We start from the raw sequence: 25,708 nt of genomic DNA, 5'->3' as shown, positions 1-25,708 counted from the left end.
AAGAAGTATTTTGCTATTAAATCGAGTCATTCAATGTATTTTTTAATTGGATGGACGCTCTTTTATTGAGCATCCATCCATTTTGTTATCCTATTTGTTTTCTTAACGCAAAAATCTTCTTTGCAAAAGTCAATGCATGTGGGCCATCTCCATGTATACATAATGTTTGGGCAGAAAGTTGTATTTTCTTTTGTTGGACAGACATCACTTCATTGGCAGTTAAAATACCTTTGACATGCACAAGCATTTCTTCTTCTGTTTGAATTAATGCATTCGGCTCTTCTCTACTTACCAATGTCCCATCGTCATTGTAATGACGATCCGAAAAAACTTCCTCATAGACGCGTAAGCCCTTTTCCTTCGCAATATGCACGATTTTGCTACCTGCTAAACAATATAAAACATACGCTGGGTTTAAATCATATACCGCATTGACAACGGCTGTTGCCTTTTCTATATCATTGGCACTTTGATTATACAGTGCGCCATGTGGCTTCACATGATGAAGAATGCCTTTTTCTACCGAGACAAATGCTTGCAAAGCACCAACTTGATAGACCATCATATTATAAATTTCTTCCGCACTAACATCCATATTTCGACGCCCAAATCCTTGAAAATCAGGATAGCCTGGATGTGCTCCAATACGAATATTTTTACGAATAGCATTTTGTACAGTCCTATGCATGATTGTATGATTCCCTGCATGATACCCACAGGCTATATTAATTGACGTTACATAGTCTAAAATTTCGTCATCTTTGTCGAGTGTCAAAACATCCATACCTTCGCCCATATCACAATTAATATCAATTGGCATACGATTCCTCCGTTAGTACAAATCTTATTGTGTTAAACATACGCATTTGGGCAACTTTATGTAAATCATCTTCATGGATGGTAGCAATGATTGGATAGCCGCCGACTGTTTGGGCATCGGCCATTAAAACAATAGGCTGACCGCTTTGTGGCACTTGAATTGTCCCAAATTGGGTCGCTTCTGAAAGTATATCTTTCCTCGTTTTCAAATCGAGGACGTTCCCTTTTAAATAATAGCCCATACGATTCCCGCCCAAAAATTGATAGGAGCTAGCTAAAAATTGTTGGCTACTTTCTTCTGTAAATAATTGAAAATGAGGCCCTTTAAAAACCCTTACTGTAATAGCCGTATGAAAATAAGGGCGGTAAGGTGCATACAGCCCTCTTGTCCATGATAATGGCGTTGCATGTTGCCCATACAACACACTGCCCACACATGGAGTACTATCTACCATTGGTAAGCTGGCTTTACTACCAAGTACAAGGTCTGTTTAAAATCCACCTTTAGGTGTGAGATAAACAATGGAGCCGTTCTTTACGCTTTTGATAGATAAAATATCTCCCTTAAATAATTGAAAGGTTTTCCACATTTCAATTGGACGTCCATTTAATAAACACAGACAAGTTGCACCAGTCAATACATAAGTTCCATCATTTAACGCTTGAAATTCAAAACCACCTATAAACATTTCAAACGACGTTTGGTCCACTGTCGCATTATCTACAATAGTATGTGCAACTTGAAATGATACTTTGTCCATTGGCCCTGATCGAGGGACCCCAAATGCTCGGTAGCCCTCCCTCCCTTGATCTTGTATGCTACCATAAACACCTTGTTTTTTAACAATAAGAAGTGGCTTCAATTGCTACACTCCTTTACTTTTATTTCTAAAAACGCCTGTTTGGTTATTTCGTAAAATTGCACTTGACCTCCAAGAGTAAAGAGAAAAGGGGCTTTCCTATGAATATCAAATAATGTGAAAGGTGTCTTACCGATAATATTCCATCCCCCTGGTGAATCGAGGGGATATATCCCAGTTTGTAACCCGCCAATACCGACCGATCCTGCGGACACAAGCGGGCGTGGTTTTGTTAAACGTGGGACAAATAATTGGCTATGTAAGTCCCCTAAATAAGGAAATCCAGGTAAAAAGCCGATTAAATAGACACTATATACTTTATCCATATGCAATTTTTTTATGGCCTCAAATGGCAAAGCTGTAACATCCATCACACGGTGCATATCCAAAGCAAATTCCTCATCATAACAAATTGGTATTTGTAATGGTTGACTTGTTACTTCACCAACCTGGGCGTTCCTTTGCATTGTAAGCCATTGTTCTTGTAAGAAGGCTATATCTACTTGGTGTTTCACATATGCTGTAACCGTATGATAACTAGCAACACTTTCAATAAGATTGGTATGTAGCATTTTTTTCAAAAAGCGGTTAAACTGTTGGACTAGCTGAAAATTTTCTTGCGAAATGACTTCATCGAAGGCAAAACGGATTGTGTATTGACTAATCCACATTGTATGAGGGAACTCAATGATTTGTTTCACGAATGGTTTCCTCGATACAAAGCTTAATGCACGTCATTAAATCTTGCATATTCCACCCTGGTATTTTGCCGTGCTGAATCGCTAATTCAAAAGATGCCGGAATATGAATAAAGCCAGCACGAATCCCTGTATGTTGCTTAGCATAAGCTAGCCCTTCATACATAATATTATTGCATAGATAAGTACCTGCCGTATTTGAAATTTCTGCAGGATAACCTTCTTTACATAATCGATCAACCATTTTCCGAATAGGTAAATTGGTTATATAGGCATCCTGCCCACCATCATCAATGCTTTCATCAACAGGCACATAGCCATTGTTATCAGGCTCTCCATCTTTCACATTAATCGCTATGCGCTCTGGTGTGATTTTAAATCGTCCACCAGCTAACCCTAAGGATATAATAATTTCAGGCTGTATTTCCGCAATATATCCCTTTAACTGCTGCGCGGATTGCTGAAAATCAACGGATAGCGTCCGTCCAACAATTTCATAGCCGTCCATTATACTCCCGTTTAAACTTTCTACAATTTGCATCGTAGGATTGATTGTGTAATCTAAAAATGGGACAAAGCCCGTTAATAGTATTTTTTTCATATTCTTCACCTAATTTCAATCGGACATTGCTTTATCGCAAGCCCTTTTCATTTTTTTAATAAATACTGCAAAGTCGGTTCTCCAATTCCCCGAAATCTATAACCTGCAACCTGCTTCAATTTTATCAAACATTAAAAATAAATGCCCTTGATGGCTATTAAATTATGCTATTATTCTAAATTTTTTGTCCTATACTATTAAACTTTAGATGTTTCTTATCCAAGTTGAAATCCGAACTATAAAATTCGATAAATAAAAGAATCTGGAACAAAAGAAAAAAGTGTTAGATTGAACCCAATCAATCTAACACCTTTTACTATGCCGTTGTTACCCGCTAAGGCGGTGCTTTCCGCTCAGCACAGTAAGCCGCAACCTTCTCTAAAGTGCGGTCTGTTACGTCTAACATTGTGTACTGTTCTGAGCAAGAGTCACCGCTCTCGCTACCAACAACTAGTGAACACTTCTATTTTTTAGTTATTGCAAAAGCATAGCTAAAATCTCCTATTTAGAAAAAAATTTATGAACACCTTTCCTCTGTCCTTAAATTTTTTAGTTATGTCCCAACCTCTCAGATTTCAGAAAATAGAATTTCATAGATTTTAGTAATCGATTGTCGTTCACCAATTTTTGTGTATCCATACTTCTTTAGGAGCTATTTGCTTATAAGAAGTCACTACTACATCTCCAGCTTTATCTAGTACTAAAGTAGTTTGCGTTGGAGAATGATAAAGAATTTTCGCTCCGGTATTTTTATCTACATATTTTGTTCCATATGCCATTGCGGATGCAAAATGCCTCTCAGTTATACCTCTTTGAGCAGCTCTTTCAGCTGCATGCTTAGAAATTTTCTTTACAGCCTGTTTTCCTACCCATTTGGCAACTAATCTTACTACGACTCCAATAACAATAGGAACAAATGGAAGAGCCCTTGCTTCAATTTGAGGCTCTTCTAAATTATTGTCAGAACCTCCATTATCATCTGAATCATCCAGATAAATTGCCCAATCAAAACCTTCAACACCCTCGTGGTAATCAACTATGTAATCATCTTCAAAAACTTCATCATCTTTTGCATAACTTACAGTTGTCCCAATAGTAGCAAATAAAAGAGTAAAAACCATTAAATGAACAAGTACTTTTTTCATTTAGAGTATTCCTTTCTATTTAATTACTATTCAAAAACATTGAAGAAGGTTGAAAAACAATTTTTTTATTTTTTATTTCACTCATCACTTTTTCCGTTAATCTTAGTCCTATTTCATTATGTTGTTTTTCTAGATTCTCACCTCCAACAATTAAGCTATCAGAGTCCACATTTATCCATGCTCCATAATCATTTATCCATGATCTTAACTGTATCTTTAAGGAATCAGAAATCTCCATTTTATCCATATCCAAATTAAAGCCACAAACCTTACACCATAATGGATCAGCACCAATATCTGCTTCCACTTTTATTTGCACAAGTTCCTTGCAATTACATAATGAACCCATAAATTCCACTCCCGAAAAATTGTGCATCAAATATATTATCTAAAGATTCAAGAGTATGACACAAGTCATACTCTTGAATTAAATATTAATGTACTGTAAAAACGATTGAAAATCAGTACCACAAACTATAGTACTATTAATTTAAATGTGCAGTCGCCTGCTTCATCACGTATTTCCCTACTCCAATATAAATAGCTACTGTTGCTCCAATGAAAACGAATGTCATTGCTGACCGCTCCTTTTCTTCTTATTATGTACACTATAGCACAAATTCGTTGATTTTGAAAATCATTCTCATTAATATAATATAAATTTCATCCGATTTCGTCAAGACATACTTTCATCTTACCCTTTCAGCATGGTAAGATGTAGAAAAGTCGGAAAAAGGATGCGGTAATGATGAGTAATTCGAAGTACTTTCAAACTATTTTAAACGGGACAATCCATGCATTAAAAACAATCCTACCTATGGACATCCAAGTGAAAGCGCCAAGTATTATTTCTGAGCCCTTTCAACAACAGCAAATGGGTGTATTAATTGGCCTAATTGGAGATGTAAAGGGACGTGTAATTATAGATTCCTCCCCTGAAGTATTTAGCGGTATCGGCAGTACAATGTTTGGTATGCCATTAGAAGGAGAAATGCTAGAATCCTTCACTGGTGAATTTGGCAATATGATTGCAGGTAATTTATGTACAGCAGTAGGACAGGAAAATTTAGAAATTGATATTACACCACCTACTGTTATGGTTGGTAACACAAAACTTTATGGTTTTGAAAAAGCATTTGTTCTACCAGTTACGATTCCCAACATTGGTGCACTTACGGTATTATTGACGATTGAAGAAGAAGTCATAACAAGTTAACTGTGGCTCTTTCAAACGATACATTCTATGTAACTACAGCTAGTATTTATGAATACGCTTTGTTATACGCATAAAAAGGAGTTGGCTCATATTAGAGCCAACTCCTTTTGCATTTCAATATTTCACATTTTTTTCACACATTCTACTTAGATGTGTGATTTTTTTCACATCAAATTGAATTGGATAGTAATATTATGACTTTAAGAAAGCTACTATGAAAGCTTAGGAGGGAGTAAAAATGGCTAATAATAAAAAACCAGAAGATAATCTAAAAGGTTCACTTTATGGCGTGTTCGGAGTAGGCTTTATCATTATTTTAATTTGGATATACTGCTTCAATTTATTTATGGACCGCTTTTAATTTCCTTAGTAAAAGGCACTATTTCATTAACATGATGTAAGTAATACAACAGAGGAGGACAACAGAGATATGCATATACATAAATATGAGAAGTACTGGTTGGTATTTGGCGTAGCTACGTTAGTTGCATTTCTTATTATTCTTGGTATCGGTGCATTCCATCAAGGCTCACATCCAAACAGTAATAAGAAAACCATCGATTATGAAAAAGTAAAAGAAATTGCACCATTTACAAATCCAGGTGTACACAAAGTGGAAGGAAAGGATTGGGATTATGAGGTGGTTATTTTAGCATCTGCTTTCTTTTACAATCCACCTGAAATTGAAGTACCACTTGGTTCAAAAGTAAAATTTATCGCAACAAGTGAAGACGTGATTCATGGGTTTGAAATTGCAGGCACTAATATTAACATGATGCTTGAACCTGGATATATTTCTGAATATGTAGCTGAAATCAATCAAACTGGTGAATTTTTAATAGTATGTAATGAATACTGCGGTACAGGACATACGCTTATGCATTCTATGCTGAAGGTGGTGGATCCAAATGAGTCTAAATAACGCTATGACAAAGGTGGATCGTCGTGATGCGAAACTAGCCCTTGCCCATGTTTATGTGGCATTTATCGCATTATTATTAGGTGGTCTCGCCGGTTTATTACAAGTATTTATACGTTCAGGTCAATTCAAATTGCCAGCTGGTATTGGTTATTATCAAGTATTAACAGTTCATGGTGTCTTACTCGGTCTTATTTTAACAACGTTCTTTATATTCGGTTTTCAAATCGCAGGTGTTAGTCGTACATCTGGTACTTTTACAGATAAACAACGCTTGCTTGGATGGATTGGTTTTTGGTTCATGACGATCGGTACAGTTGCAGCTGCAGTCATGGTGTTATTAAATAAAGCAACTGTCCTTTATACATTTTACGCACCATTGCAAGCGCACTGGATTTTTTATCTCGGTTTAACACTCGTAGTTGTTGGCTCTTGGATTGGTTCGGCAGGACAAATATTGCGCTATGTTCAGTGGCGCAAAGAACATAAAGGCCAAACGTCTCCCCTACTATCTTTTATGGTAGTAGTCAATAATTTACTGTGGTTCGTTGCTTCTTTAGGCGTAGCCGTTTCTGTTTTATTCCAACTATTACCGTGGTCACTTGGTCTTATTGAACGCGTAGATGTATTACTTTCTCGTACACTTTTCTGGTATTTCGGCCATGCGCTCGTTTACTTCTGGTTATTGCCAGCCTATATGGTGTGGTATGTAGTCATTCCTAAAGTCATTGGCGGAAAAGTTTTCTCTGACTCATTGGCTCGCTTATCATTCATGCTGTTTTTAATTTTCTCAGTACCTGTTGGTTTACATCACCAATTAACAGAGCCTGGTATTGATACAACATGGAAATTTATTCAAGTAGTATTAACAATGGCAGTTGTTGTGCCTTCCTTAATGACCGCATTCTCTTTATTTGCAACGTTTGAATTACGTGGTCGTGAGCTTGGTGGTAAAGGACTTTTCGGCTGGTTTAAAAAATTACCTTGGAAAGATGCACGTTTTATCGTTCCATTTATCGGTATGCTTGCTTTCATTCCTGGTGGTGCCGGTGGTATTGTCAATGCATCTTACCAGATGAACCAACTTATTCATAATACTATTTGGGTTCCAGGGCACTTCCATTTAACATTTGCAAGTGCAGTTGTTTTAACGTATTTTGGAGCAGCATTTTGGTTAATCCCTCATTTAACAGGTCGTAAACTGACAAAGTCATTAAATTCACTTGGTATTGTTTCTGGCGTGCTATGGGCAGTAGGTATGACGATCATGTCAACAGCCATGCATATTGCAGGATTACTTGGTGCTCCACGCCGCTCTGACTATTCAGAATATGGCGGTGCACAACAAGCATATGATTGGATTCCCTATCAGATTGCGCAAGCGGTTGGTGGTACTATTTTATTTATTGCGATTTTAGTTATTACGTATGTCGTGATTAAGCTCGCTTGGTTTGCACCAAAAGGCGAAGAGGAATTCCCAATTGCTTCAATCCATGAAAGCAGTGGTCCAACACCACCTATGCTTGAAAACTTTAAAGTATGGCTGGTCATTTTAGTAGCGTTAATAATTTTTGCTTACACAATTCCAATCTTTGATATTATTTCAAATTCACCAGCAGGCTCAAAAGGCTTTAAGCTCTGGTAAAATATTTTAAAAACAAGCGATTTCTCATTGGAGAGAAATCGCTTGTTTTTTAGAGCTGATACAATTTTGTATATTTTTCTTGTAAATAGTTTGCAAGATACTTGGCATTTAAGCCTTCTCCTGTCGCCTCTTGTAGTAGCTCGAACGGCTTTTTCAGCGCACCGTATTGATGGACTTTGTCTGTTAGCCATTCGCGAATTGGCAGAAGCTCCCCTTTTGACAGTAAGTCATCAAAATTTGGAAGATCTTGATCCATCGCATACTTCCATTGTGCCGCATAAATCATTCCTAATGCGTAGGATGGGAAGTAACCAAACATGCCCCCTGCCCAGTGTACGTCTTGTAAAACGCCCTTCGCATCATTGTCAGGTCGGATGCCTAAATATTCCTCATACTTCGCATTCCACACTTCTGGAAGGTCTTTTGCTTGTAGATCCCCATTGAACAAATCACGTTCAATTTCGTAACGAATCATAATATGCAGTGGATATGTTAGCTCATCTGCTTCAATACGAATTAGTGATGGCTCTACCATATTAATAGCACGAAGAAAATCATTTAACGGAACATCTCCAAACTGTGCTGGTGAATGCTTTTGCAGGCGTTCATAGTTGTGCTCCCAAAACTTTTCATTTCGACCAACCAGATTTTCATAGAATAGTGACTGCGATTCATGGATGCCTGTCGATGTCCCAGTTGCTAATAGTGTACCGGCAAGCTTGGCATCAATATTTTGCTCATACATCGCATGCCCACATTCATGAATCGTGCCAAAGATAGCAGAACGGAAATCATGCTCATCATATTTCGTTGTAATACGTGCATCGCCATGATTAATGCCAATCATAAATGGATGGACACTTTCATCTAAGCGACCTGCGTCAAAATCATAGCCAAGCTGCGTTAGCATCTCTAATGACAATGCTCGCTGTGCCTCTTTCGGAAATTGTTTAAATAACATCGTTGTATCTGGCTTATTTGGAGAAGCTGCGATTTTTTGGACAAGCGCCACAATCGTTTCACGTAATTCGCCAAATACTTGATCTAACACCTCCGTCGTCATATCTGGTTCATATAAATCAAGTAACGTATTGTATGTAGAACCGTTTTTAACGCCCCAATATTGTATAAATTTCTTTTGCCATTCAATGATTTGCTCTAGATAAGGTAAAAATTGCGCAAAATCATTTGTCGCTTTTGCTTCTTCCCAAACTGTTTCCGCTTTCGCTTGTAAAATAACATATTCTTTATATTCTTCAGCGGGAATTTTCTTATTTTGATCGTAATTTTTGCGTACTTCCTCGACTAAACGGCGTGTTACATAGTCCAGTTCTGTGTTTTGTGCCTCTAAAGCCGTCAGTAGTTCCCCTAATTGCTCACTCGTTTGCATGTCAAACAAGGAGGCCGATAATGTGCCAACTACTTCTGAACGCTGCGCTACCCCTTTCTTAGGTGCACCAGTACGCATATCCCAATAGATTACCCCCAATGCTTCCTGATAGTGCTGCATTTTTTTCACATAGTCTGTAAATTGCTGTACAGTCATATCCAATCATCCTCCTTTTTTACGTTACTAGTTTAGCATATTTCCGAAAATTTTGTATATTCGAGTGCCAGTCACCAAAACAATTTTGATAATTCAGAGTTTTAACACTACCATTATGCAATCTTCTGTGGAATGCACATCTCTCATGTCTTATCAGCGATTGCACAAATTATCATCAGTAATCTTTAGGCTTAAAAGCAAAGAACTCCCTTCTATTTGAAGGGAGCATTTATTTTAAAATGGGGGTTTCAACTAGTTTTATGCTCGGTTTCCAATCAAACATATTGTAAAGCTGACATATAACGTTGGGGAAACGCTATTTGTCTTCAAACATACTAGTTATATGTTTTGGCAAATTTGTAATACTTGCTTAACGGCTTGTGCTGATTGATTGAGCGCCGTTTGTTCTTCCTGTGTAAGGTGCAATTCAATAACCGATTCAATGCCATTACCGCCTAAAATCGTCGGTACACCTAAAAATAATTCATGGTAGCCGTACTCTCCTTCTAACAGGGCAATGGAAGGAATAATTTTTCGTTGATCTTTCATAATGATTTCCACCATGTGCGCACAAGCAGCAGCTGGCGCATAGTAAGCACTACCATTGCCCAATAAGCCTACAATTTCACCGCCGCCTTTACGTGTACGTTCGACGATTTGTTGTAGTCTATCTTGGGGAATAAGCTTTTCTAACGGGATGCCTCCTGCATAGGAATAACGGATTAATGGCACCATTTCATCACCATGTCCACCTAATACAAATCCCGATACATCTTCGGGTGCAATTTGTAACTCTTGGGCTACAAATGCATTAAAGCGTGCGGTATCTAATACGCCAGATTGCCCGATAATACGATTTTTAGGAAATCCTGTTTCTTTATAACATACATATGTCATCGCATCTACTGGATTGCTTAATACAAGAACAATGCTATCAGGTGCATAGTGTTTAATTTGTCTCGAAACTTGTTGAATAATTTTCGCATTTGTCGTCACTAAATCATCTCTGCTCATCCCAGGTTTACGTGGAATACCGGCTGTAATAATAACGATAGATGCGCCTGCAATATCTTCATAATTACTTGTTCCTTGGATCGACACATTAAATTTTTCAATCGGCCCTGTTTGTAATAAATCCAGTGCTTTCCCTTTTGTTGGATTTTCAGCTTCTGGAATATCTAGCAACACAACATCGCCTAATTCCTTTTGTGCGAGGAATAAACTCAATGTTGCACCCGTGTGACCGGCTCCAATAACAGCAATTTTATTTTTGCGAAATGCCATTATGCTTCACCTCAATTGTCCGTAGTTGCTGCTTCTGTTGTTTTTTTAGCACGTGCCGGTGTTGAGACCGGTTTTTTCTTTGGCGTCTCTGGTCCTTTAATCATATTGAAAACATCTTCGTCTGGTCTAGGAATGACGTGTGCGCCTAATAATTCTCCAACGCGTTTTGCCGCCTCTTTACCAGCATCGACTGCTGCTTGTACTGAGCCAACATCGCCTGTTACGACGACTGTTACAATACCACCATCGACAAATTCTTGTTTAACAATCGTGACATCAGATGCTTTAATCATCGCATCCGCAGCCTCATAAGACCCCACTAATCCCTTTGTTTCAATCATGCCAATTGCGCTACTCATTGTTTTCACCTCGCATTACATCTGTAGAGTCTATAATTCCGATTACAACTGCATCAATAGGGAGGGGATTGTCCTTCATAATATAACGGGAAGACCCTCCACTCGTAATCAGTACATCATCACCAATCCCTGCACCGATGCGATCAGCTGCTACTATTTCCGTACGAATTGGCTGTTGGTTGGAATCAATTGGTTGGATAATTAATAGTTTTAAGCCATTTAACCCTTCTTCCTTACGTGTTGCCCATACGCTGCCAATCACTCTTCCCATCTGCATAAACTCACCCTCTTTAGGTTGTCTGGATAATACTTATTATTCAGAGCGAATCGTTATTTTTTTATTCAGCTCTCGTATTTTGTCATAAGCTAATGCTGTCACGATGGTTCTTTTTGGCACGACAATTTCTTGAGCTTCGATTTCCAGTACATCTACCTGTGAAAGTAACTTTTTTTCAAAGTGATAGATAGATTGTTTTGCAGGCGCTTGCTTTGCGACTAGTGGCATTTCCTTTACAGTCAAAGGTTCCATCACTTGTCCATTAACAATTTCTGCAAAAGCACCTTGCTGAATTAAGCCTGCATTTGCTTCATCCGTATCGATATGCATTTCCAAACGATAGCGATCAGATACACGAATCATCACATTGGATAAAATAATCGGTCGTAGTCCTTGCACTTTGATTTGTACCGACTGCCCATCTACTACTTGAAATCTTTCGCTATCGGCAGGAGACATATGAATATGCGCTTGTGCAATAATAAGACCTTCTGGCAAAACAACACTACCTTTTGGACCAATTAACGTCACAGGGCTAGAGTCTTTAATATCCCCAGAGATTCTTAATGGCGGCTTGACGCCGAGTTTCATCGCATCTGTCCAACTCACTTCTACTTGTGTTAACGTTCGTGCTGGACCTAATATGCGAACTCTTTCAATAGAACCTTTTGGTCCTGCAATGACGACCGTTTCTTCAGCAGCAAATTGTCCTGGCTGCGAGAGCTCAAACTTCGGCGTTAATTGATAGTTTTCTCCAAAAAGCTGCTCCACTTCTGCCTGTGCAAGATGTACATGTCGCGCGGATACGCCGATTGGAATTTTACCGTCATCTGGGCGGGAAGGCTGATTTTTTAATACTTGCTGTAAAACTTCTTCGACGATTTTTTGCACTAATTGTTCTTGCATCAAACCTCCTCCTTACGAACATGATTTCACAATTCTTCCTTGTGCTTGTTGTGCAATAAAGCCCGCATTGGCCTCATCTGTATCAATATGCATTTCTAAGCTAAAATCATTTGAGACACGTACTACTACAGCACGAAATGTTACAGGTCTTTCACTGTCAACTTCTACAGAAACGATTTCATTATTGTGTACTTCCAATGCTTTCGCATCTTCTTCTGTCATATGAATATGGGCCTGTGCAATAATGACTCCTTGCTCGATTAACACTTCTCGTTGTTGATAGATAAGTTTAATACTAGCTGAATTTTCGATATCTCCCGATTGTCTTAGGGGAGGGTTTAAACCTAGTTTCATCGCATCTGTTCGACTGATTTCCACTTGCGTTGCTGCCCTTACAGGTCCTAATACACGCACATTGTGAATGACTCCTTTTGGTCCCTCAATGGAGACACGCTCTTTTGCTGCAAACTGTCCTGGTTGCGAAAGGTCAAAATCCTTTGTCAACGTTGCGTTTGGACCAAATAGTGCTTGTAAATCTTTTTCACTTACATGTATATGACGGGCTGAAATGGCAACTGGAAATGCTTGTGATTTTATATTCAAGTTAGCCACCTCTAAATCTAGTAACTGATTTTTTACTGTTGATAGTAGGCATTCATCACATTAATTTACAAGCGATGAATGCCTCTTCAGTCGTGTAATTAAGCTTCTGCTTTTGGTAAAATTAATTCTAATTCGTTATGAGGGCGTGGAATTACATGCACAGATAGCAATTCTCCAACACGTTGAGCTGCTGCTGCACCTGCATCCGTTGCTGCTTTTACTGCACCTACATCGCCACGAACCAAAACAGTAACAATTCCGCCACCAACATGGACTTTCCCTACTAAATTGACACTTGCTGCTTTTACCATTGCATCCGCTGCTTCAATTGCTCCTACAAGACCTTTTGTTTCTACCATTCCTAATGCTGTACTCATTTGTCATTCCTCCAATTATTTAGTTTGTAATGTAATTTGCTTTAAAACTTGATCAACAATTTGTTGCACCACTTTTGTATCCAATGATGGTGCTTGTGCCTTTATATTTTCTACCACCGGATGTAAATCAAATTCCGGAGCTGGCACCTCTACATCTTTCATGCCATAAGCCATGCGCTTAATATTTAATAAATGTCTAGCTGTAATGTTATCGGACGTAATATTACCACCAAATGTCCCACAACCTAATGTAAAGGATGGTGCTAATCCAGTCGTACCACCAACCGCACCAATTGAAGATAGCGTGTTCACAACAATACGCGACACTGGTAAATCAAGCGAAAACTGCTCTGCTAGCGCTGTATTTTCCGTATGAATAGAACAAGAATGTCCCCGTCCTCCAATATTCAGTAGATCAATCATCACTTGTTTGGCCTCTGTGCTATCCTCTACTGTGTAGAAAGCAAATATTGGTGATAGCTTCTCTAGTGAAAATGGAATGTTTTTTCCAATCATTATCTCCAACCCAACAAGTACTTTCGTCTCTTCTGGCACCATAATGCCGATAGAATGTGCTAAACTCACCGCTGATTTTCCAACAATTTGTGGATTCACTTTGCCAGGAACAGGAGATATTAACTTTTCCATCTTTAATTTTTCTTCAGCATTCAATATATAAGCATGCTGTTTCTTTAATTCTGCTAAAACTTGTTCAGCTATCACTTTATCCACAATAATGGCCTGCTCTGTCGCACAAATGGTGCCATTATCAAAGGATTTACTTTGCACTAGCTGACGTGCGGCTTTTTGAATATTGGCTGATTTTTCGATGTAAGCTGGTACATTGCCAGGACCTACCCCATAGGCTGGTTTTCCAGAGCTATATGCCGCTTTGACCAACGCCCCACCGCCCGTTGCTAAAATTAAGTGAATCTGTGGATGTTTCATTAATTGTTGTGTCGCTTCCATTGAAGACATTGTTAAACATTGTAACAACCCTTCTGGCGCACCAGCATTTTCTGCCGCAACTCTACAAATATCTAAAGCTTCCTTTGTACATTTAACGGCATATGGATGCGGGCTTAACACAAGGCCATTTCTCGTTTTTAAAGAAATAAGCGTTTTAAAAATGGCTGTAGATGTAGGATTTGTTGTTGGCACAATTCCTGCGATAACGCCAAATGGACTAGCAATCTCTGTTACTTTCTTTAGTCGATCTGTGCCAATCACGCCAACTGTCTTTAAATCTTTAATATCTTCATATACATCTCTTGACGCTACTTCATTTTTCATTTTTTTATGATTTTGGATACCCATCCCTGTTTCTTCGACAGCCATTTTGCCTAATCGTTCTGCCTCTTTAAATGCGGCATCCGCAACAGCCTTCACAATACTATCCACTTGTTGTTGGGAATATTGCATATAGGCCGCTTGTGCTGCATTTGCTTGACTAACAGCGTCTCTCATTTCCTGAATGGCTAATAAGTCTTTATCTAATGTCGCCATAAAGCCGCCTCCTTTCTAAATAACCGGATTTCTCGCAACATGTTCAATTGCTTCTCTAAATGCATCTGCAGCAGCTTGGCAGGAAGACTGACTGCCGCTAACTATGCCACCACCAAAGTTGGTTTCGGAAGGTGGTCCAAAAAATAGTTTTAGCTCTACATCTGCTGCCTTTAAAGCGGCATCTAAACCGACAACCGCCTCAAGTGGTGGTGCGATTAAATAAGCGAGCGCAGTGCCAATCTTAACGTCTGCTAACTGTGCTAAATAGCTGCCACAGCTTGCCACAGTATGCGCAAAAAGTGCATGGTTTTCATTATTATTAATGGCTTCGAAATACGTATCAAATTGCACCTTTTGCTCAATTGCCTCCAGCCCACTGCGAATTTCATCTGGGGAGCTACCCGCTATAATGCCAATCATTTCACCAGATAATGGTCCTGACGCATGAGCCGCTCCTGCATAGAAGCTTTTTGCATAAACCACTTCCACATCTGCTTTTTTTGTCGCTTCATCTAAAGCCACATATCCGACATCATCAATGGTTAGTGTGACTAGCCCAATGCTATGCTGATTTGGCTTCAACGCAAGCTGTGCTGCCAAGTCTCTATTCACTCTAGGAATCATCTGCATAGCCAAAATATCAGCCATAATTTTATGAGGATGCATTGCTTGTTCCCCCTAACCTTCTTTTGCGACAAGGTTTACGCCACTTGCCTTGTATTGCAATATTTTTTGCACGACAGTTCCTAAATAAGCTCCTGCCTCTAATGGAGGAATACCACCTTTATGAATGTTGGAAATGACCATTCGATCTGCTTCAACCGTACCTATTCTCGGCTGATAACATAAATACGCACTCATCGACTCTGCTGACACTAGACCAGGACGTTCACCAATTAAGTAAACAATGACCTCAGCTTGCAATAGCTCGCCAATTTCATCCATAAGCGCTACACGCCCTTTATCGATGTAAAAAGTAGTGCCTATTTCAATATTTAAATTGGTAAGACTTTGTTGTAATGCTAAATATACATCTTGGACATTTTCTTCAATCGCACTCGCACTTAAGCCGTTGGAAATAATAATTTGCACGGTTGGGCGTGCTTTACATGTTGATTGTATAAGTGTCTTCGCTTCATCAGATAAGCGGCGACCTAAATCAGGTCTCGTAATATATTCTTCTTTATCCGTTACTTTTGTTGTTACTTGGAAGACATTCAGTTTTTGTAATAGTGCTTCTGTCACTTCTCCATACACTGCATCTACTGCAGCCGCATGATCGAGTCGGAATTTCAACCAAGTTTTTGTTTTTGGTCTTGTCCCCGCTCTACCAACACCAATTCTTGCAGGTGTATGCTTTTTAGCTGCTTGCACACTTTCTGATACATTTTGCTCTTCAAATTGAAAAGCCTTCGCCGTTTCTACAGTTGTGGAAACATCATAATTAGTAGTATTTTGCGAATAATCCTTTGTTGAAGCTGTTTGGTAAAGCTTAATTAACGATTGATCTGATGTTGCCTGTGGACTTGATAGTTCTTCTGTATGCTTAGCCGCACTATCATAAAATTTAATTAATGGTTGTTTTTGTTCTTCAGCTGGTGGAGCTGTTTCTGAAGAAGTGCCCGATGTATTGGTCATTTTCTCCATCACAAGCTGTGTAATCATGGATACTAGCTGTTCATTCAATGGTCTCACCTACCTTTCAAATATCGATAAATCGCCAGCTCTAGCTGAAAGACGACCATTTTCGTAAATGCCCATTTTTTCTAACCAAGCTAAATATTCAGGTGCTGGTGTTTTACCAAATGTTTGGAGTAATGTTGCAACATCATGGAAGCTCATAGACTGATAGTTCAGCATAATATCGTCTCCCATCGGTGCCGCAATAATAAAGTTGACACCAGCTGCAGTTAGTAACACACTTAAATCTTCCACATCATTTTGGTCAGCCTTAATATGATTGGTGTAACAAATATCCACGCCCATAGGAATGCCGTGCATTTTACCCATAAAATGATCTTCTAACCCTGCCCGAATGACTTGCTTGTTGTTATATAAATATTCAGGGCCAATAAAGCCAACAACTGTGTTGACTATGTACGGATTAAAATGTCTAGCAAATCCATAGTTGCGTGATTCGAGTGTTACTTGGTCTATGCCCATATGTGCTTCAGCCGAGAGCTCGGAACCTTGCCCAGTTTCAAAGTAAAATAAATTCGGGCCCGTTCCCGTTCCCTGTTTCTTCACGAGTTCCTCTGCTTCTCGAATTAAGTCAGCAGAAATGCCAAACGAACGGTTTGCAATTTCTGTCCCTGCAATACTTTGGAAAATCATATCGGCAGGAGCTCCTTGCTTAATGGCTTTCATTTGTGTTGTAATATGAGCCAATACACAGTTCTGCGTTGGAATCGACCAATCAGTAATAAATTCTTTTGTCGCCTGTAACACCTTTTTAACGCTTTCGATCGAATCATCTACTGGGTTAATGCCGATAACTGCATCACCGATTCCATAGGACAATCCCTCTTTTAATGAGGCAATAATGCCATCGATATTGTCTGTTGGGTGGTTCGGCTGTAGTCTTGAAGAAAGCGTACCCTTTTGCCCTATCGTAATATTGCAAGTTGATAAGATTTCTACTTTATTGGCTGCATGAACAAGATCTAAGTTAGACATCAATTTCGTAACGGCTGCAATTACTTCTGAATTCATGCCTTTACTTAAACGTTTTAACTCTCGATCACCTGTATCATTCGATAAAATGTATTCTCGAAGCTGTTCAATACTCCAGTTTTTTATTTCGCCATATATTTGTTCATTAATATCGCCTTCAATAATGCGTGTCACTTCATCATTTTCAGGTGGAACTAGCGGATTCTCGCGTATATCCTTGACTAACAATTCACTTAAAACAGCTTTTGCTGCAATTCGTTGTTGGACAGATTCAGCAGCAATCCCTGCTAGCTGATCTCCTGATTTTTCCTCATTGGCCTTAGCCATCACATCTTTTAATGACTGAAAATTATATTTTTCTCCACCAAATATCACCGATAGATTCACGTTCATCCTCCTTACTTTGAGTGGAAAGCAAGTGTTTTCACTACAATGGGGACAACACCAGAAGGTAGCACTTCCCCAATGTCAATGTAATCGCCTGTTTCTACTTTAATTTGATCAATGCATAGTATAGGAACTGTTGGATTAATGGCTTGTAGCGTTTGCCCTATGACCTTTGCATAATCTGATTGAATGACTATGATAATTGGTATGTCCTTGGAGCTTCTTGTTCCTAAGTATCGTAAAATGGCCTCGCACAATGCATGGACATCTTCAAAACTTAAATACGGTAACTCACTAAAATAAAGTGCAAAGGGTGCGCGGTGATCATCCAGTGAAAAAAGTGCATCTGCTCTGTCCACTGCTGTCTTCACGATTTGATCAAACGCTTTCGTTGCTACACCTGAGCAATTAAATACAGGAATATTTTTTAACGGTAATACATCCGCATCAACTTGAATCGTTGCACCACTAATTTCGGTTGTTTGGGTTCCTGCTCCAGTTACTGTAGCGCGAGCAGTTTCCTGCGGCTGTAGCCATAAAAACGCTTGAAGTTGCTCATGTTGTAAAAGCATGTTCGCTAGTTTTTCACCAATATCATCATATTGGCGCTGCGAACAATCATGATCATAAATGCAAGAAGCTACACCACCTGAAAAAACGATTGCATCCACAGGCTTATGCCAATTTGGTAAATGTCCTAACAATAATGGATGTTGTGCATCTTGTAGTTGTCCGCTTAACGTGTTAGCTAAAAAGTCCGCCATTTCTTGAATAAGTTGTGCAACGCGCACGTCTTCTGCAGAGTCACCTACTTGTAATGGATTAGACCAATGCTTCATTAATTGCTTTATAGGAGGTGAGATAGAATAGACTTTGCCATGCTGAAATTCGATTAATCTACCGCCAACATGTAAGGTGCATGTGCCGATCACTTCACCGAACTGCATCACTGCAATATTTGCCGTACCGCCACCAATATCTATATTGGCAATTACTTTAGCTGTGTTTTTGGACTGTTGCACAGTCCCCGCCCCTTTTGCAGCAATAATCCCTTCTAAATCCGGACCAGCAGTGGCAACTAAAAACTGTCCAGCTGCATCTGCAAGGGTATGGACAACCTCCCTAGCATTTTCTTTCGTAGCAGATTCACCTGTAATAATAATGGCGCCTGTTGAAATATCCGCTGGTGAAATTTGAGCCAATTGATATTGCTGAAATATAAATTTTTCTATTTGTTCCATATCAATAATGTCTTTCGTAACAAACGGTGTTTTAATAATAGGACTTTGATGCAACACCGTTTTTTCAATAATTTCTATTCGTGGCACATGGGTCACACCAGCAACATTTTTCAACAGAAAACTACTGACAACCATCTTTGTTGTACTTGTCCCAATATCAATGCCTGCACTATAAATTTTTTCTGTCTTCAACCTATACCTCCTTTATGCCACTATGGGCAATATATGAGATAGGGACTATCACGGTCCTTGACAAACTGGCGAATTTCTTCGTCTGACCGCAGTTGAATAAGTGGTGCAATCAACTCAATGCCCTGCTTTTGCCATGCTGATGTTTTCACAATTGGACCGTGCGTCATCACATTTTTTAACAATGCTGTTGCTCTTTCTACATCTGCAAGGGGTGCATCAATTTTGGTAATGACACCAATTTGAATTTTGGGTATACCCAAGCTAAACTGCGGAGGAAAAACACTCCTTGATGACGTGGCATCTTGCAAATAAATCACATGTGTTACTTCAAGTGATGTTGCCATAATATTCCTGTAGTACATTGGATTTTCTATATATTCTCCAGGTGTATCAACAATCCAGTCATCAAATACGAGTGCTTGAGTTTTAATAGCTTGTCCATCTTTGCCTAATAACGCATTCATTAGCGTTGATTTACCAGCTTGCACACCACCTATTATCATTACTCGATTTTTCATTTGACACATCCTATGACTTCGTTATTTTAGATGGCGTATAACCGAGCATTTCCGATAAAAAACGATTAATCTCCAACATCGCCATTTCTACTTCAGATACACTGCCAACAATAACGAGACTACCTGTAAAACGGTCTAAAAAACCTAGTTTTACATTGGCTGCCTTTGTTGCTAAATCCCCAGCAATAATAACTGTTTCGCTCGGTGTACAAGTCATAATGCCGAGCGCACCTGCTTCTTGTATACCAAGTTTTTGAAACATATCTGGATCAGGATTTGCAATAAGATGACTCAATGTTAGTTGCTTACCCGGCACAAACTCCTGAATAAAACGTTTCTTTTCCTCACTCACATTTCATCACCTCTTTCTATCAAGACTTTTGATCTGTTAAATATTCTCCCTCTTTAATAATGCCTGCCTTACGATCCTCTTGTTCTAGTTTTAATGCGGTCGGTACTGATAGCTTGTAAGCTAAAATAATGGCAAGCACCCCTGCTAACAGCTTCCCTGCTATAACAGGCAATATAATGGTTGGTTGGAAATTAGCCGTAAAAGATAAATGGTCGCCTAACAGGAATGCTGAACAAACCCCGAAAGCAATGTTGATTACTTTATCTTTTGGTGGCATCTGACGAACAAGTGTAAACATGGCCAAAATATTAGCACTTGTCGCTAAAATCCCTGCGCTTCCTACTGAAGAAAGACCTAATTTCTTCCCTGCTGTTTCAAGCGGTTTAGAAGCATATTTTCTTATTAAGTACACCATTGGGAATGCACCCGCTAACATAATACCGATATAACCGGCCGTTTCTAATGCACGGAATTGGTCTACACTATCTGCCATGATGGGATCAAAGCCCCATGCCCCAAAAATCTTAGTAAAAATGCCTGTGAAAATTTCGACAATAGAGAATACAAGCACAAGCTTAATACCTGCATCCATCACACGACCGAAAATCATAAACCCTTTGATCATGCCATTCGGGATAAGCTTTAGCCCTAACGCAATTAAGATAACAAAAATAAATAACGGTAATAAATTAAGTAATATTTGTAAAATAGAAATGGCAAACACATAGGTTGGTGCAGATGTTGTACTAATCACTTCACGAACCTCTGTGTTAAACATCACAATCATAATCGACGAAATAAATGCACCAATCGGAATCGTTAATACGCCTGCCATAATGCCTAATGCCATATACTTATGATCACGCTTGTCTAACATCGCAAGCCCCATTGGAATCGAGAATACAATGGTTGCACCTGACATAAAACCAACGACAAGCGCCATCACCCATCCTTCATACGACTCTTTTAAAGCATTTGCTAATTGATATCCCCCCATGTCCGACGCTAAAATTGCTGTAGCTGCAATTGCTGGGTCAGCTCCAATCAATTCAAAAATCGGACTAATAAAATGACTAATAAACCACGTTAAGTAAGGTATAGCTGCCATGATTCCTGCCGCTGGTACAAAAATATGACCTACTGTATGGAGTCCATTCATAAATTCTTTACCAATTCCATACTCTGCATCTCGAATCGCTCCGATTGCACCTAAAACTGCACAAATCATAATAATATAAACGATGATCGTTCCTATCATTGCCATCCTACTTATCCCCCCTTTGATTTTGATAAATATATATAAAAAAAAGACGCATTAAAGAAAAATTCTCTTTAAAGCGTCTTTGCTTCATCTATTTACTTGTAATGTATTTATAATTCGTTTTGCAATTGTTACCATTTCCTGTTGACTTTGCATACTCTCATTGCGAATTTTTTTATATGCCTCGTCTTCACTAAGATTTTCTACTTGCATCAGTAAACCTTTCGCTCGTTCGATGACTTTTCGCTTTTCTATCTCGCTTTGCTTATGCAATAATTCTCCGTTTAAACGGTTAAATTTATCGATTTGATGAAACGCCACTTCCAACGCTGGTAGGACATTTTTCTCAGAAAACGGTTTCATAACATACCCTAAAATATTATCCTGTTTCATGTATAATAACAATTCTTTTTCACTATAAGCAGATATAAAAAGCACTGGTATACCGAGCTGCTGTTCAATAATTTTACTCGCCTTTAGTCCATCTAGCTTCGGCATTTTGATGTCCATTAGTATCAGCTGAGGCTTATGTGTATAAGCTAGTTCAATCGCAGATTCGCCATTATTTGCCTGTGCTACTACTTCGTAACCATTATCTTCTAGCATAAACTTCAAATCAATTGCAATAAGTGATTCATCTTCGACAATCATAACTTTCCTAGTCATTTAGGATAAATACCTCCTCACTTACAGGAAACTGAATTTGAGTATGTGTACCTTGTTCACTAGGGATAATTGTAAATGTGCCAGCTAAATCATATTCAACAAGTCTTGTAATAATCTCCATTCCAAAAGATGCCTTCACCTCTTGCATCCCAACGCCGTTGTCGGAAATATGAAGTGAAATAGAAGATGCATCCTGAAGAAATTTTATATCAATTGTTCCTTCCTCACGATCAATAAAAGCATACTTTAAAGCATTTTGTAATAACTCACAAATAATTAATGCGAGTGAAACCGCCTTTTTAGAATGACAATATAGCTGTAGTTCATCGTGATGGAAGATTAATTGAATGGCTGCTGTATGAGAAGTGCCAACCATTTTATACCCTATTTTTTTAGACAAAGCGATAACATCCACTTTTTCTTCCGCATTATCCTCATTTTCTAAAATAAGTTCGTAAACAGAAGAAATACTATAAATGCGATTTAATGCTTCCTGAAAAGCACTTGCATTTGAAGCCGCTAGGTCATTGCGCATTTGCAGTCGCAATAGGCTTGTAACCGTTTGTAAATTATTTTTTACACGATGATGAATTTCCCGTATAGCAAATGTTTTCATCATCAGTTCATTTTCTTTCAGCTTTAGCTCTGTTAGATCATGAATAATAAGCAGTGTCACTTTATCATTTTGACTGCGGATAGGAATTTTTTTCACAATAAAAGATTTACGATCAATTGTAATTTCTAAGAAAAAGACATCATCGCCTTTATCATAGACCTCTTGTAAAAAAGGTAATATTTTATCCAAAGCAACATTATCGAAATTTTCTAGTCCTGAAAGTTCCGTTATAAATCGGTATCCTGCAGGATTGCTATAAATGACCTTATTTTCATGATTTGTCAGAATAATTGACTCTACTAATAAATCAGACACAACTGGAATTGGCTGCGCGTTGGGTTCGACAATATGCTCAATTAATGCAAAAGGCATATTTTGAAAATCATCCTTTGGTGCAGTTTGCATCTTAACCTTTTTTTCTTGAATCAACACGGCGATAACCTGTCCATCATCATTAAAGAGGGGGACAACGTTTTGTTCTACAGTTAGACCTTCCTGTGTGATTGCTCTCGAAATGGATGATCTTTCTTTATGTTTAAAAGCTGCAAATACTGCTGGCTCGAAGCTTTCAAAGACAAATTTTCCAATCACTGATTTTTCATATAAACCAATTTCTTTTGTAGGGAATGCCTCTGCTACAACAATTGCATGTGGTAAATTTTCCATCATACAATCTATGAACATATAGCAATCTGTCAACTCAGCATAATAAGATAGTGTAGTTTCAATTTCTACTAACTTCTCGATATCCTTACCTGATAAGCTTGTATATTTACTACACAACGATTGAATGCTCGACAGGTCCACCCCCTATCATAGAATACTCAACAGTGATTGTGACTATTCCTTTAAATTTCTTGTCATCATTATAAACCTTTTGCAAAATTATTTTCAAGAAGAAAAATTTTTATATTTAATAAAATTCATTGCATTACAAAGAACTATATAGTTTAAAACAGAAATATTCAACACTTTTTTCGACAATCTCTAAAAGCGGCACAATAATTATTATTTTAAAATAGCAAAAAGGCAAGTTTACGCTAATGGTAAACTTGCCTTTTTTTTTACTTTATTTCTGGTGTCACTGCTAAAATATTTTCAAATGTTTTCTGCTGTTTCGCTTCTTCCTCATTTAACAATATATGAATATCGCCATGATCATTCGATGTGCGAATTAATCGTCCCATTCCTTGTTGCAAACGCAATTGCATAAATGGTAACTCTACTTCTTCATACGGATTTTCAGCAAACGTCCGTTTCGCGTCAAATAATGGATCATGTGGTGGGAAAGGTAAGTCATATATTATCACACGTGTTAGCGCCTCTTCTGGCAAATCTAAACCTTCCCATAAATGGTAGGAACATAGTGTTTTTACTGTACCTTCTTGGAAATCACGAACAATAGCTGAAAGTTCACGATCTCCTTCAAACGCCACATACATTCGCTCCATTAGTGGTAATTCTGCTTTAAAGTTTAACATCGCTTGTTTTGATTTGAATAATATTAATGTTTTCTCACCGTCTCGTAACAATTGTTGGACACGGGCTGTTTTATTATTTTGAGATAGCTCATGTAAATAAATTCTCATCACTGCTTCATAATCAAACGGCGATGGAACTGAGAAAGATTGGTAATTATGGATACCAAGACTATAAGCAATATATGAGAAATCCTTATTGACGGATAATGTTGCAGAAGAAAATACGATTGGAAGCTTTTTTGAGAATAACTTTTCTTCTAAAACTTCTGTAATCAGTCGTGGCATAATAACTAATGTTTCTTCACCATCTGTTTCCTCTAACCAATCAACAGCATCGCCTTGTGCAGTAAAAATGCGAAGTGACGCTTGATATTGCTCTAAATATTCCTCTGCCATATTTAACTCATACTCTGGAATCATATACATTTCTGATTCAAAAACAAATTCTTCTAGTAGTACATCTACATCGGCAATCAATTGTTTACCATACTTTAAAAGTGTTGCAGATTTATTAATACGCTTCCGTTCTTCCTCAGACGCCATAATATCATCACGCAACTGATCGAAAAATAGTTCGTGATCGTCTTGCAATTTTTCCATTGCATACAAAGTTCGTTCACGTACTCCATCTACCATTAAACGCTCTAACAGAGGAACAATCGTCGTTGCCTGCACCTTATATGTCATTGCTTTTTGCGCCGCATATTCCAATAAATGCCCCTCATCTAGCACCATCATTGATACTTCGGGAAGTAACGCTAACTGCCCTTCACGTTCACGGGACTCTTTCGTTGCTAAATGCTCCATTAAAAAGTCTTGCGAGCAAATAATTAAATCCGTTGATTTACGATAATGTGCACGATGTAATGTTTGACCACAGCGATTACGCAAATCACATACTGAACATTGCATAATCGCATTATAATTCACTTTATGCCAATCTTCATCACTAACCGTTGGATAATCACTGCGATCACCATATGGTTGGACTGCAATCATCGAGCCTTGTGCATAGACACCATCGGGAATTGAAAAAGCAATATCATCGATCCACTCATCCGTTTCGACTTTTTCTGCTTCTTCGAAACGCTTTAAGCATAAATATTGATCACGTGATTTTGCTAAACGGACATCAATTTCTAAACCGAGTGTTTTTTGTAATTTATAAATATCGCCGCCCTCTTTCACGAGCTGGTCGATTAATGTTTCATCTGCACAGGCAATTAGCGCTGGTTTACCTGTATAGCGTGCATAGGATACAGCCGGCAGTAAATAGGCAATCGTTTTTCCTGTTCCTACTCCAGCTTCAGCAAATAACACATTTTTTTCTTTTAACGCCTGTTCAATTTGATAGGCCATGAAAATTTGCTCATCACGGCATTCAAATCCTTTTTCTGGTAATTCATCATAAAGGACATCGCCCATCCAGTCACCTAATGACTCGAAAAACGAGCGATCCTTCGTTAATGCAAATGGTAAAGATTTACGCAATTGACGTTCCCCCTCATACAATCTGTTCCTATTATACGCGACGAAACGGAAGATAAGAAAAAATCTTAT

The 25,708-nt window shown here is 38.5% G+C and carries 27 protein-coding genes and 1 pseudogene; 4 read left to right on the top strand and 24 right to left on the bottom strand.

Annotated elements, in window-relative coordinates; translation table 11 throughout:
* Window positions 1–85: 85 nt before the first annotated feature.
* The 6 genes and pseudogenes from I5435_RS08445 to I5435_RS08420 all read right to left on the bottom strand — a co-directional run bounded on the left by I5435_RS08445 (window position 86) and on the right by I5435_RS08420 (window position 4,472).
* On the bottom strand, window positions 86–820 hold the full coding sequence (locus I5435_RS08445; RefSeq protein WP_337983589.1) for a 5-oxoprolinase subunit PxpA: 735 nt from the start codon (window positions 818–820) through the stop codon (window positions 86–88).
* A pseudogene (locus tag I5435_RS08440) lies at window positions 810–1,682 on the bottom strand (biotin-dependent carboxyltransferase family protein). The gene I5435_RS08445 and the pseudogene I5435_RS08440 overlap by 11 nt, the downstream one beginning before the upstream one ends.
* A complete protein-coding gene (pxpB, locus tag I5435_RS08435; RefSeq protein ID WP_337983588.1) occupies window positions 1,679–2,380 on the bottom strand; it encodes a 5-oxoprolinase subunit PxpB in 702 nt (233 codons plus the stop codon). The pseudogene I5435_RS08440 and the gene pxpB overlap by 4 nt, the downstream one beginning before the upstream one ends.
* A complete protein-coding gene (locus tag I5435_RS08430) occupies window positions 2,364–2,978 on the bottom strand; it encodes a pyroglutamyl-peptidase I (protein WP_258842420.1) in 615 nt (204 codons plus the stop codon). The genes pxpB and I5435_RS08430 overlap by 17 nt, the downstream gene beginning before the upstream one ends.
* A 617-nt stretch (window positions 2,979–3,595) precedes the next feature.
* Window positions 3,596–4,123: a hypothetical protein gene (locus I5435_RS08425; protein WP_025219171.1), complete on the bottom strand. Its 528-nt coding sequence runs from the start codon at window positions 4,121–4,123 to the stop codon at window positions 3,596–3,598.
* A gap of 19 nt (window positions 4,124–4,142) precedes the next feature.
* The gene (locus I5435_RS08420; protein WP_108030485.1) at window positions 4,143–4,472 is read right to left on the bottom strand and encodes a hypothetical protein; all 330 of its coding nucleotides are present in this window, start codon (window positions 4,470–4,472) and stop codon (window positions 4,143–4,145) included.
* A gap of 399 nt (window positions 4,473–4,871) precedes the next feature.
* On the opposite strand from I5435_RS08420, the gene I5435_RS08415 reads away from it, so the two are divergent.
* The 4 genes from I5435_RS08415 to I5435_RS08400 all read left to right on the top strand — a co-directional run bounded on the left by I5435_RS08415 (window position 4,872) and on the right by I5435_RS08400 (window position 7,903).
* On the top strand, window positions 4,872–5,339 hold the full coding sequence (locus I5435_RS08415) for a chemotaxis protein CheX (protein ID WP_024363397.1): 468 nt from the start codon (window positions 4,872–4,874) through the stop codon (window positions 5,337–5,339).
* Between the two features lie 238 nt (window positions 5,340–5,577).
* On the top strand, window positions 5,578–5,700 hold the full coding sequence (locus tag I5435_RS08410; RefSeq protein WP_255313800.1) for a hypothetical protein: 123 nt from the start codon (window positions 5,578–5,580) through the stop codon (window positions 5,698–5,700).
* Window positions 5,701–5,769: 69 nt separating this feature from the next.
* On the top strand, window positions 5,770–6,261 hold the full coding sequence (locus tag I5435_RS08405) for a cupredoxin domain-containing protein (RefSeq protein WP_024363396.1): 492 nt from the start codon (window positions 5,770–5,772) through the stop codon (window positions 6,259–6,261).
* Entirely contained in the window at window positions 6,248–7,903 is a 1,656-nt protein-coding gene (locus I5435_RS08400; protein WP_337983587.1) for a b(o/a)3-type cytochrome-c oxidase subunit 1, read from the top strand. Before I5435_RS08405 ends, I5435_RS08400 begins: the two co-directional genes overlap by 14 nt.
* 49 nt (window positions 7,904–7,952) lie before the next feature.
* Here I5435_RS08400 and I5435_RS08395 read toward each other — a convergent pair whose 3' ends face one another.
* From I5435_RS08395 to I5435_RS08310, 18 genes are all read right to left on the bottom strand, one after another.
* Window positions 7,953–9,449 (bottom strand): carboxypeptidase M32, encoded by a 1,497-nt coding sequence (locus I5435_RS08395; RefSeq protein WP_337983586.1) that lies wholly within the window; start codon window positions 9,447–9,449, stop codon window positions 7,953–7,955.
* 339 nt (window positions 9,450–9,788) lie between these two features.
* A complete protein-coding gene (gene mdh, locus I5435_RS08390) occupies window positions 9,789–10,733 on the bottom strand; it encodes a malate dehydrogenase (RefSeq protein ID WP_024363392.1) in 945 nt (314 codons plus the stop codon).
* Window positions 10,734–10,744: 11 nt separating this feature from the next.
* Entirely contained in the window at window positions 10,745–11,092 is a 348-nt protein-coding gene (locus tag I5435_RS08385; RefSeq protein WP_029747308.1) for a BMC domain-containing protein, read from the bottom strand.
* Window positions 11,085–11,369: a EutN/CcmL family microcompartment protein gene (locus tag I5435_RS08380; RefSeq protein WP_108030481.1), complete on the bottom strand. Its 285-nt coding sequence runs from the start codon at window positions 11,367–11,369 to the stop codon at window positions 11,085–11,087. The genes I5435_RS08385 and I5435_RS08380 overlap by 8 nt, the downstream gene beginning before the upstream one ends.
* 36 nt (window positions 11,370–11,405) lie before the next feature.
* On the bottom strand, window positions 11,406–12,275 hold the full coding sequence (gene pduL, locus I5435_RS08375; protein ID WP_024363390.1) for a phosphate propanoyltransferase: 870 nt from the start codon (window positions 12,273–12,275) through the stop codon (window positions 11,406–11,408).
* A 12-nt stretch (window positions 12,276–12,287) separates the two neighbouring features.
* Window positions 12,288–12,878, bottom strand: coding sequence for a phosphate propanoyltransferase (locus tag I5435_RS08370; RefSeq protein WP_036205335.1), 591 nt, complete (start codon window positions 12,876–12,878; stop codon window positions 12,288–12,290).
* Between the two features lie 98 nt (window positions 12,879–12,976).
* Window positions 12,977–13,255, bottom strand: coding sequence for a BMC domain-containing protein (locus tag I5435_RS08365; protein ID WP_024363388.1), 279 nt, complete (start codon window positions 13,253–13,255; stop codon window positions 12,977–12,979).
* A gap of 15 nt (window positions 13,256–13,270) precedes the next feature.
* Window positions 13,271–14,761: an aldehyde dehydrogenase family protein gene (locus tag I5435_RS08360; protein WP_337983585.1), complete on the bottom strand. Its 1,491-nt coding sequence runs from the start codon at window positions 14,759–14,761 to the stop codon at window positions 13,271–13,273.
* Between the two features lie 15 nt (window positions 14,762–14,776).
* Window positions 14,777–15,427 (bottom strand): ethanolamine utilization microcompartment protein EutL, encoded by a 651-nt coding sequence (gene eutL / locus I5435_RS08355; protein WP_024363386.1) that lies wholly within the window; start codon window positions 15,425–15,427, stop codon window positions 14,777–14,779.
* A gap of 12 nt (window positions 15,428–15,439) precedes the next feature.
* Window positions 15,440–16,447 (bottom strand): ethanolamine ammonia-lyase subunit EutC, encoded by a 1,008-nt coding sequence (gene eutC / locus I5435_RS08350; protein ID WP_024363385.1) that lies wholly within the window; start codon window positions 16,445–16,447, stop codon window positions 15,440–15,442.
* 9 nt (window positions 16,448–16,456) lie between these two features.
* Entirely contained in the window at window positions 16,457–17,827 is a 1,371-nt protein-coding gene (locus I5435_RS08345; protein ID WP_337983584.1) for an ethanolamine ammonia-lyase subunit EutB, read from the bottom strand.
* A gap of 5 nt (window positions 17,828–17,832) precedes the next feature.
* Window positions 17,833–19,254 carry an ethanolamine ammonia-lyase reactivating factor EutA gene (locus I5435_RS08340; RefSeq protein ID WP_024363383.1) on the bottom strand — a complete coding sequence of 474 codons (1,422 nt, stop codon included), beginning with the start codon at window positions 19,252–19,254 and terminating at the stop codon, window positions 17,833–17,835.
* Between the two features lie 20 nt (window positions 19,255–19,274).
* A complete protein-coding gene (locus I5435_RS08335) occupies window positions 19,275–19,772 on the bottom strand; it encodes a EutP/PduV family microcompartment system protein (protein ID WP_024363382.1) in 498 nt (165 codons plus the stop codon).
* Window positions 19,773–19,782: 10 nt separating this feature from the next.
* Window positions 19,783–20,124, bottom strand: coding sequence for an ethanolamine utilization microcompartment protein EutS (gene eutS / locus I5435_RS08330; RefSeq protein ID WP_024363381.1), 342 nt, complete (start codon window positions 20,122–20,124; stop codon window positions 19,783–19,785).
* A gap of 19 nt (window positions 20,125–20,143) precedes the next feature.
* Entirely contained in the window at window positions 20,144–21,388 is a 1,245-nt protein-coding gene (gene eutH, locus I5435_RS08325; RefSeq protein ID WP_024363380.1) for an ethanolamine utilization protein EutH, read from the bottom strand.
* A gap of 84 nt (window positions 21,389–21,472) precedes the next feature.
* Window positions 21,473–22,051 carry an ANTAR domain-containing response regulator gene (locus tag I5435_RS08320; protein WP_024363379.1) on the bottom strand — a complete coding sequence of 193 codons (579 nt, stop codon included), beginning with the start codon at window positions 22,049–22,051 and terminating at the stop codon, window positions 21,473–21,475.
* Entirely contained in the window at window positions 22,044–23,450 is a 1,407-nt protein-coding gene (locus I5435_RS08315) for a histidine kinase N-terminal domain-containing protein (protein WP_024363378.1), read from the bottom strand. The genes I5435_RS08320 and I5435_RS08315 overlap by 8 nt, the downstream gene beginning before the upstream one ends.
* 281 nt (window positions 23,451–23,731) lie before the next feature.
* Window positions 23,732–25,639, bottom strand: a complete 1,908-nt coding sequence (locus I5435_RS08310) for an ATP-dependent DNA helicase (RefSeq protein ID WP_337983583.1) — start codon at window positions 25,637–25,639, stop codon at window positions 23,732–23,734.
* Window positions 25,640–25,708 lie beyond the last annotated feature (69 nt).

This window comes from Lysinibacillus sp. C5.1, assembly GCF_016350185.1.
Lineage (GTDB): Bacteria > Bacillota > Bacilli > Bacillales_A > Planococcaceae > Lysinibacillus > Lysinibacillus sphaericus.
This window is presented reverse-complemented; position numbering and strand designations above follow the sequence as displayed.

Bases quoted from the DNA above. Each gene is read 5' to 3' on its own strand.
- I5435_RS08410 (WP_255313800.1), top strand. From the start codon at position 5,578: ATGGCTAATAATAAAAAACCAGAAGATAATCTAAAAGGTTCACTTTAT.
- I5435_RS08425 (WP_025219171.1), bottom strand. From the start codon at position 4,123: ATGAAAAAAGTACTTGTTCATTTAATGGTTTTTACTCTTTTATTTGCT.
- I5435_RS08380 (WP_108030481.1), bottom strand. From the start codon at position 11,369: ATGCAGATGGGAAGAGTGATTGGCAGCGTATGGGCAACACGTAAGGAA.
- I5435_RS08320 (WP_024363379.1), bottom strand. From the start codon at position 22,051: ATGACTAGGAAAGTTATGATTGTCGAAGATGAATCACTTATTGCAATT.
- mdh (WP_024363392.1), bottom strand. From the start codon at position 10,733: ATGGCATTTCGCAAAAATAAAATTGCTGTTATTGGAGCCGGTCACACG.
- I5435_RS08395 (WP_337983586.1), bottom strand. From the start codon at position 9,449: ATGACTGTACAGCAATTTACAGACTATGTGAAAAAAATGCAGCACTAT.
- I5435_RS08445 (WP_337983589.1), bottom strand. From the start codon at position 820: ATGCCAATTGATATTAATTGTGATATGGGCGAAGGTATGGATGTTTTG.
- I5435_RS08385 (WP_029747308.1), bottom strand. From the start codon at position 11,092: ATGAGTAGCGCAATTGGCATGATTGAAACAAAGGGATTAGTGGGGTCT.
- I5435_RS08400 (WP_337983587.1), top strand. From the start codon at position 6,248: ATGAGTCTAAATAACGCTATGACAAAGGTGGATCGTCGTGATGCGAAA.
- eutL (WP_024363386.1), bottom strand. From the start codon at position 15,427: ATGCATCCTCATAAAATTATGGCTGATATTTTGGCTATGCAGATGATT.
- I5435_RS08405 (WP_024363396.1), top strand. From the start codon at position 5,770: ATGCATATACATAAATATGAGAAGTACTGGTTGGTATTTGGCGTAGCT.
- I5435_RS08335 (WP_024363382.1), bottom strand. From the start codon at position 19,772: ATGAAAAATCGAGTAATGATAATAGGTGGTGTGCAAGCTGGTAAATCA.
- I5435_RS08345 (WP_337983584.1), bottom strand. From the start codon at position 17,827: ATGAACGTGAATCTATCGGTGATATTTGGTGGAGAAAAATATAATTTT.
- I5435_RS08415 (WP_024363397.1), top strand. From the start codon at position 4,872: ATGAGTAATTCGAAGTACTTTCAAACTATTTTAAACGGGACAATCCAT.
- I5435_RS08365 (WP_024363388.1), bottom strand. From the start codon at position 13,255: ATGAGTACAGCATTAGGAATGGTAGAAACAAAAGGTCTTGTAGGAGCA.
- I5435_RS08420 (WP_108030485.1), bottom strand. From the start codon at position 4,472: ATGGGTTCATTATGTAATTGCAAGGAACTTGTGCAAATAAAAGTGGAA.
- I5435_RS08430 (WP_258842420.1), bottom strand. From the start codon at position 2,978: ATGAAAAAAATACTATTAACGGGCTTTGTCCCATTTTTAGATTACACA.
- pduL (WP_024363390.1), bottom strand. From the start codon at position 12,275: ATGCAAGAACAATTAGTGCAAAAAATCGTCGAAGAAGTTTTACAGCAA.
- I5435_RS08360 (WP_337983585.1), bottom strand. From the start codon at position 14,761: ATGGCGACATTAGATAAAGACTTATTAGCCATTCAGGAAATGAGAGAC.
- eutH (WP_024363380.1), bottom strand. From the start codon at position 21,388: ATGGCAATGATAGGAACGATCATCGTTTATATTATTATGATTTGTGCA.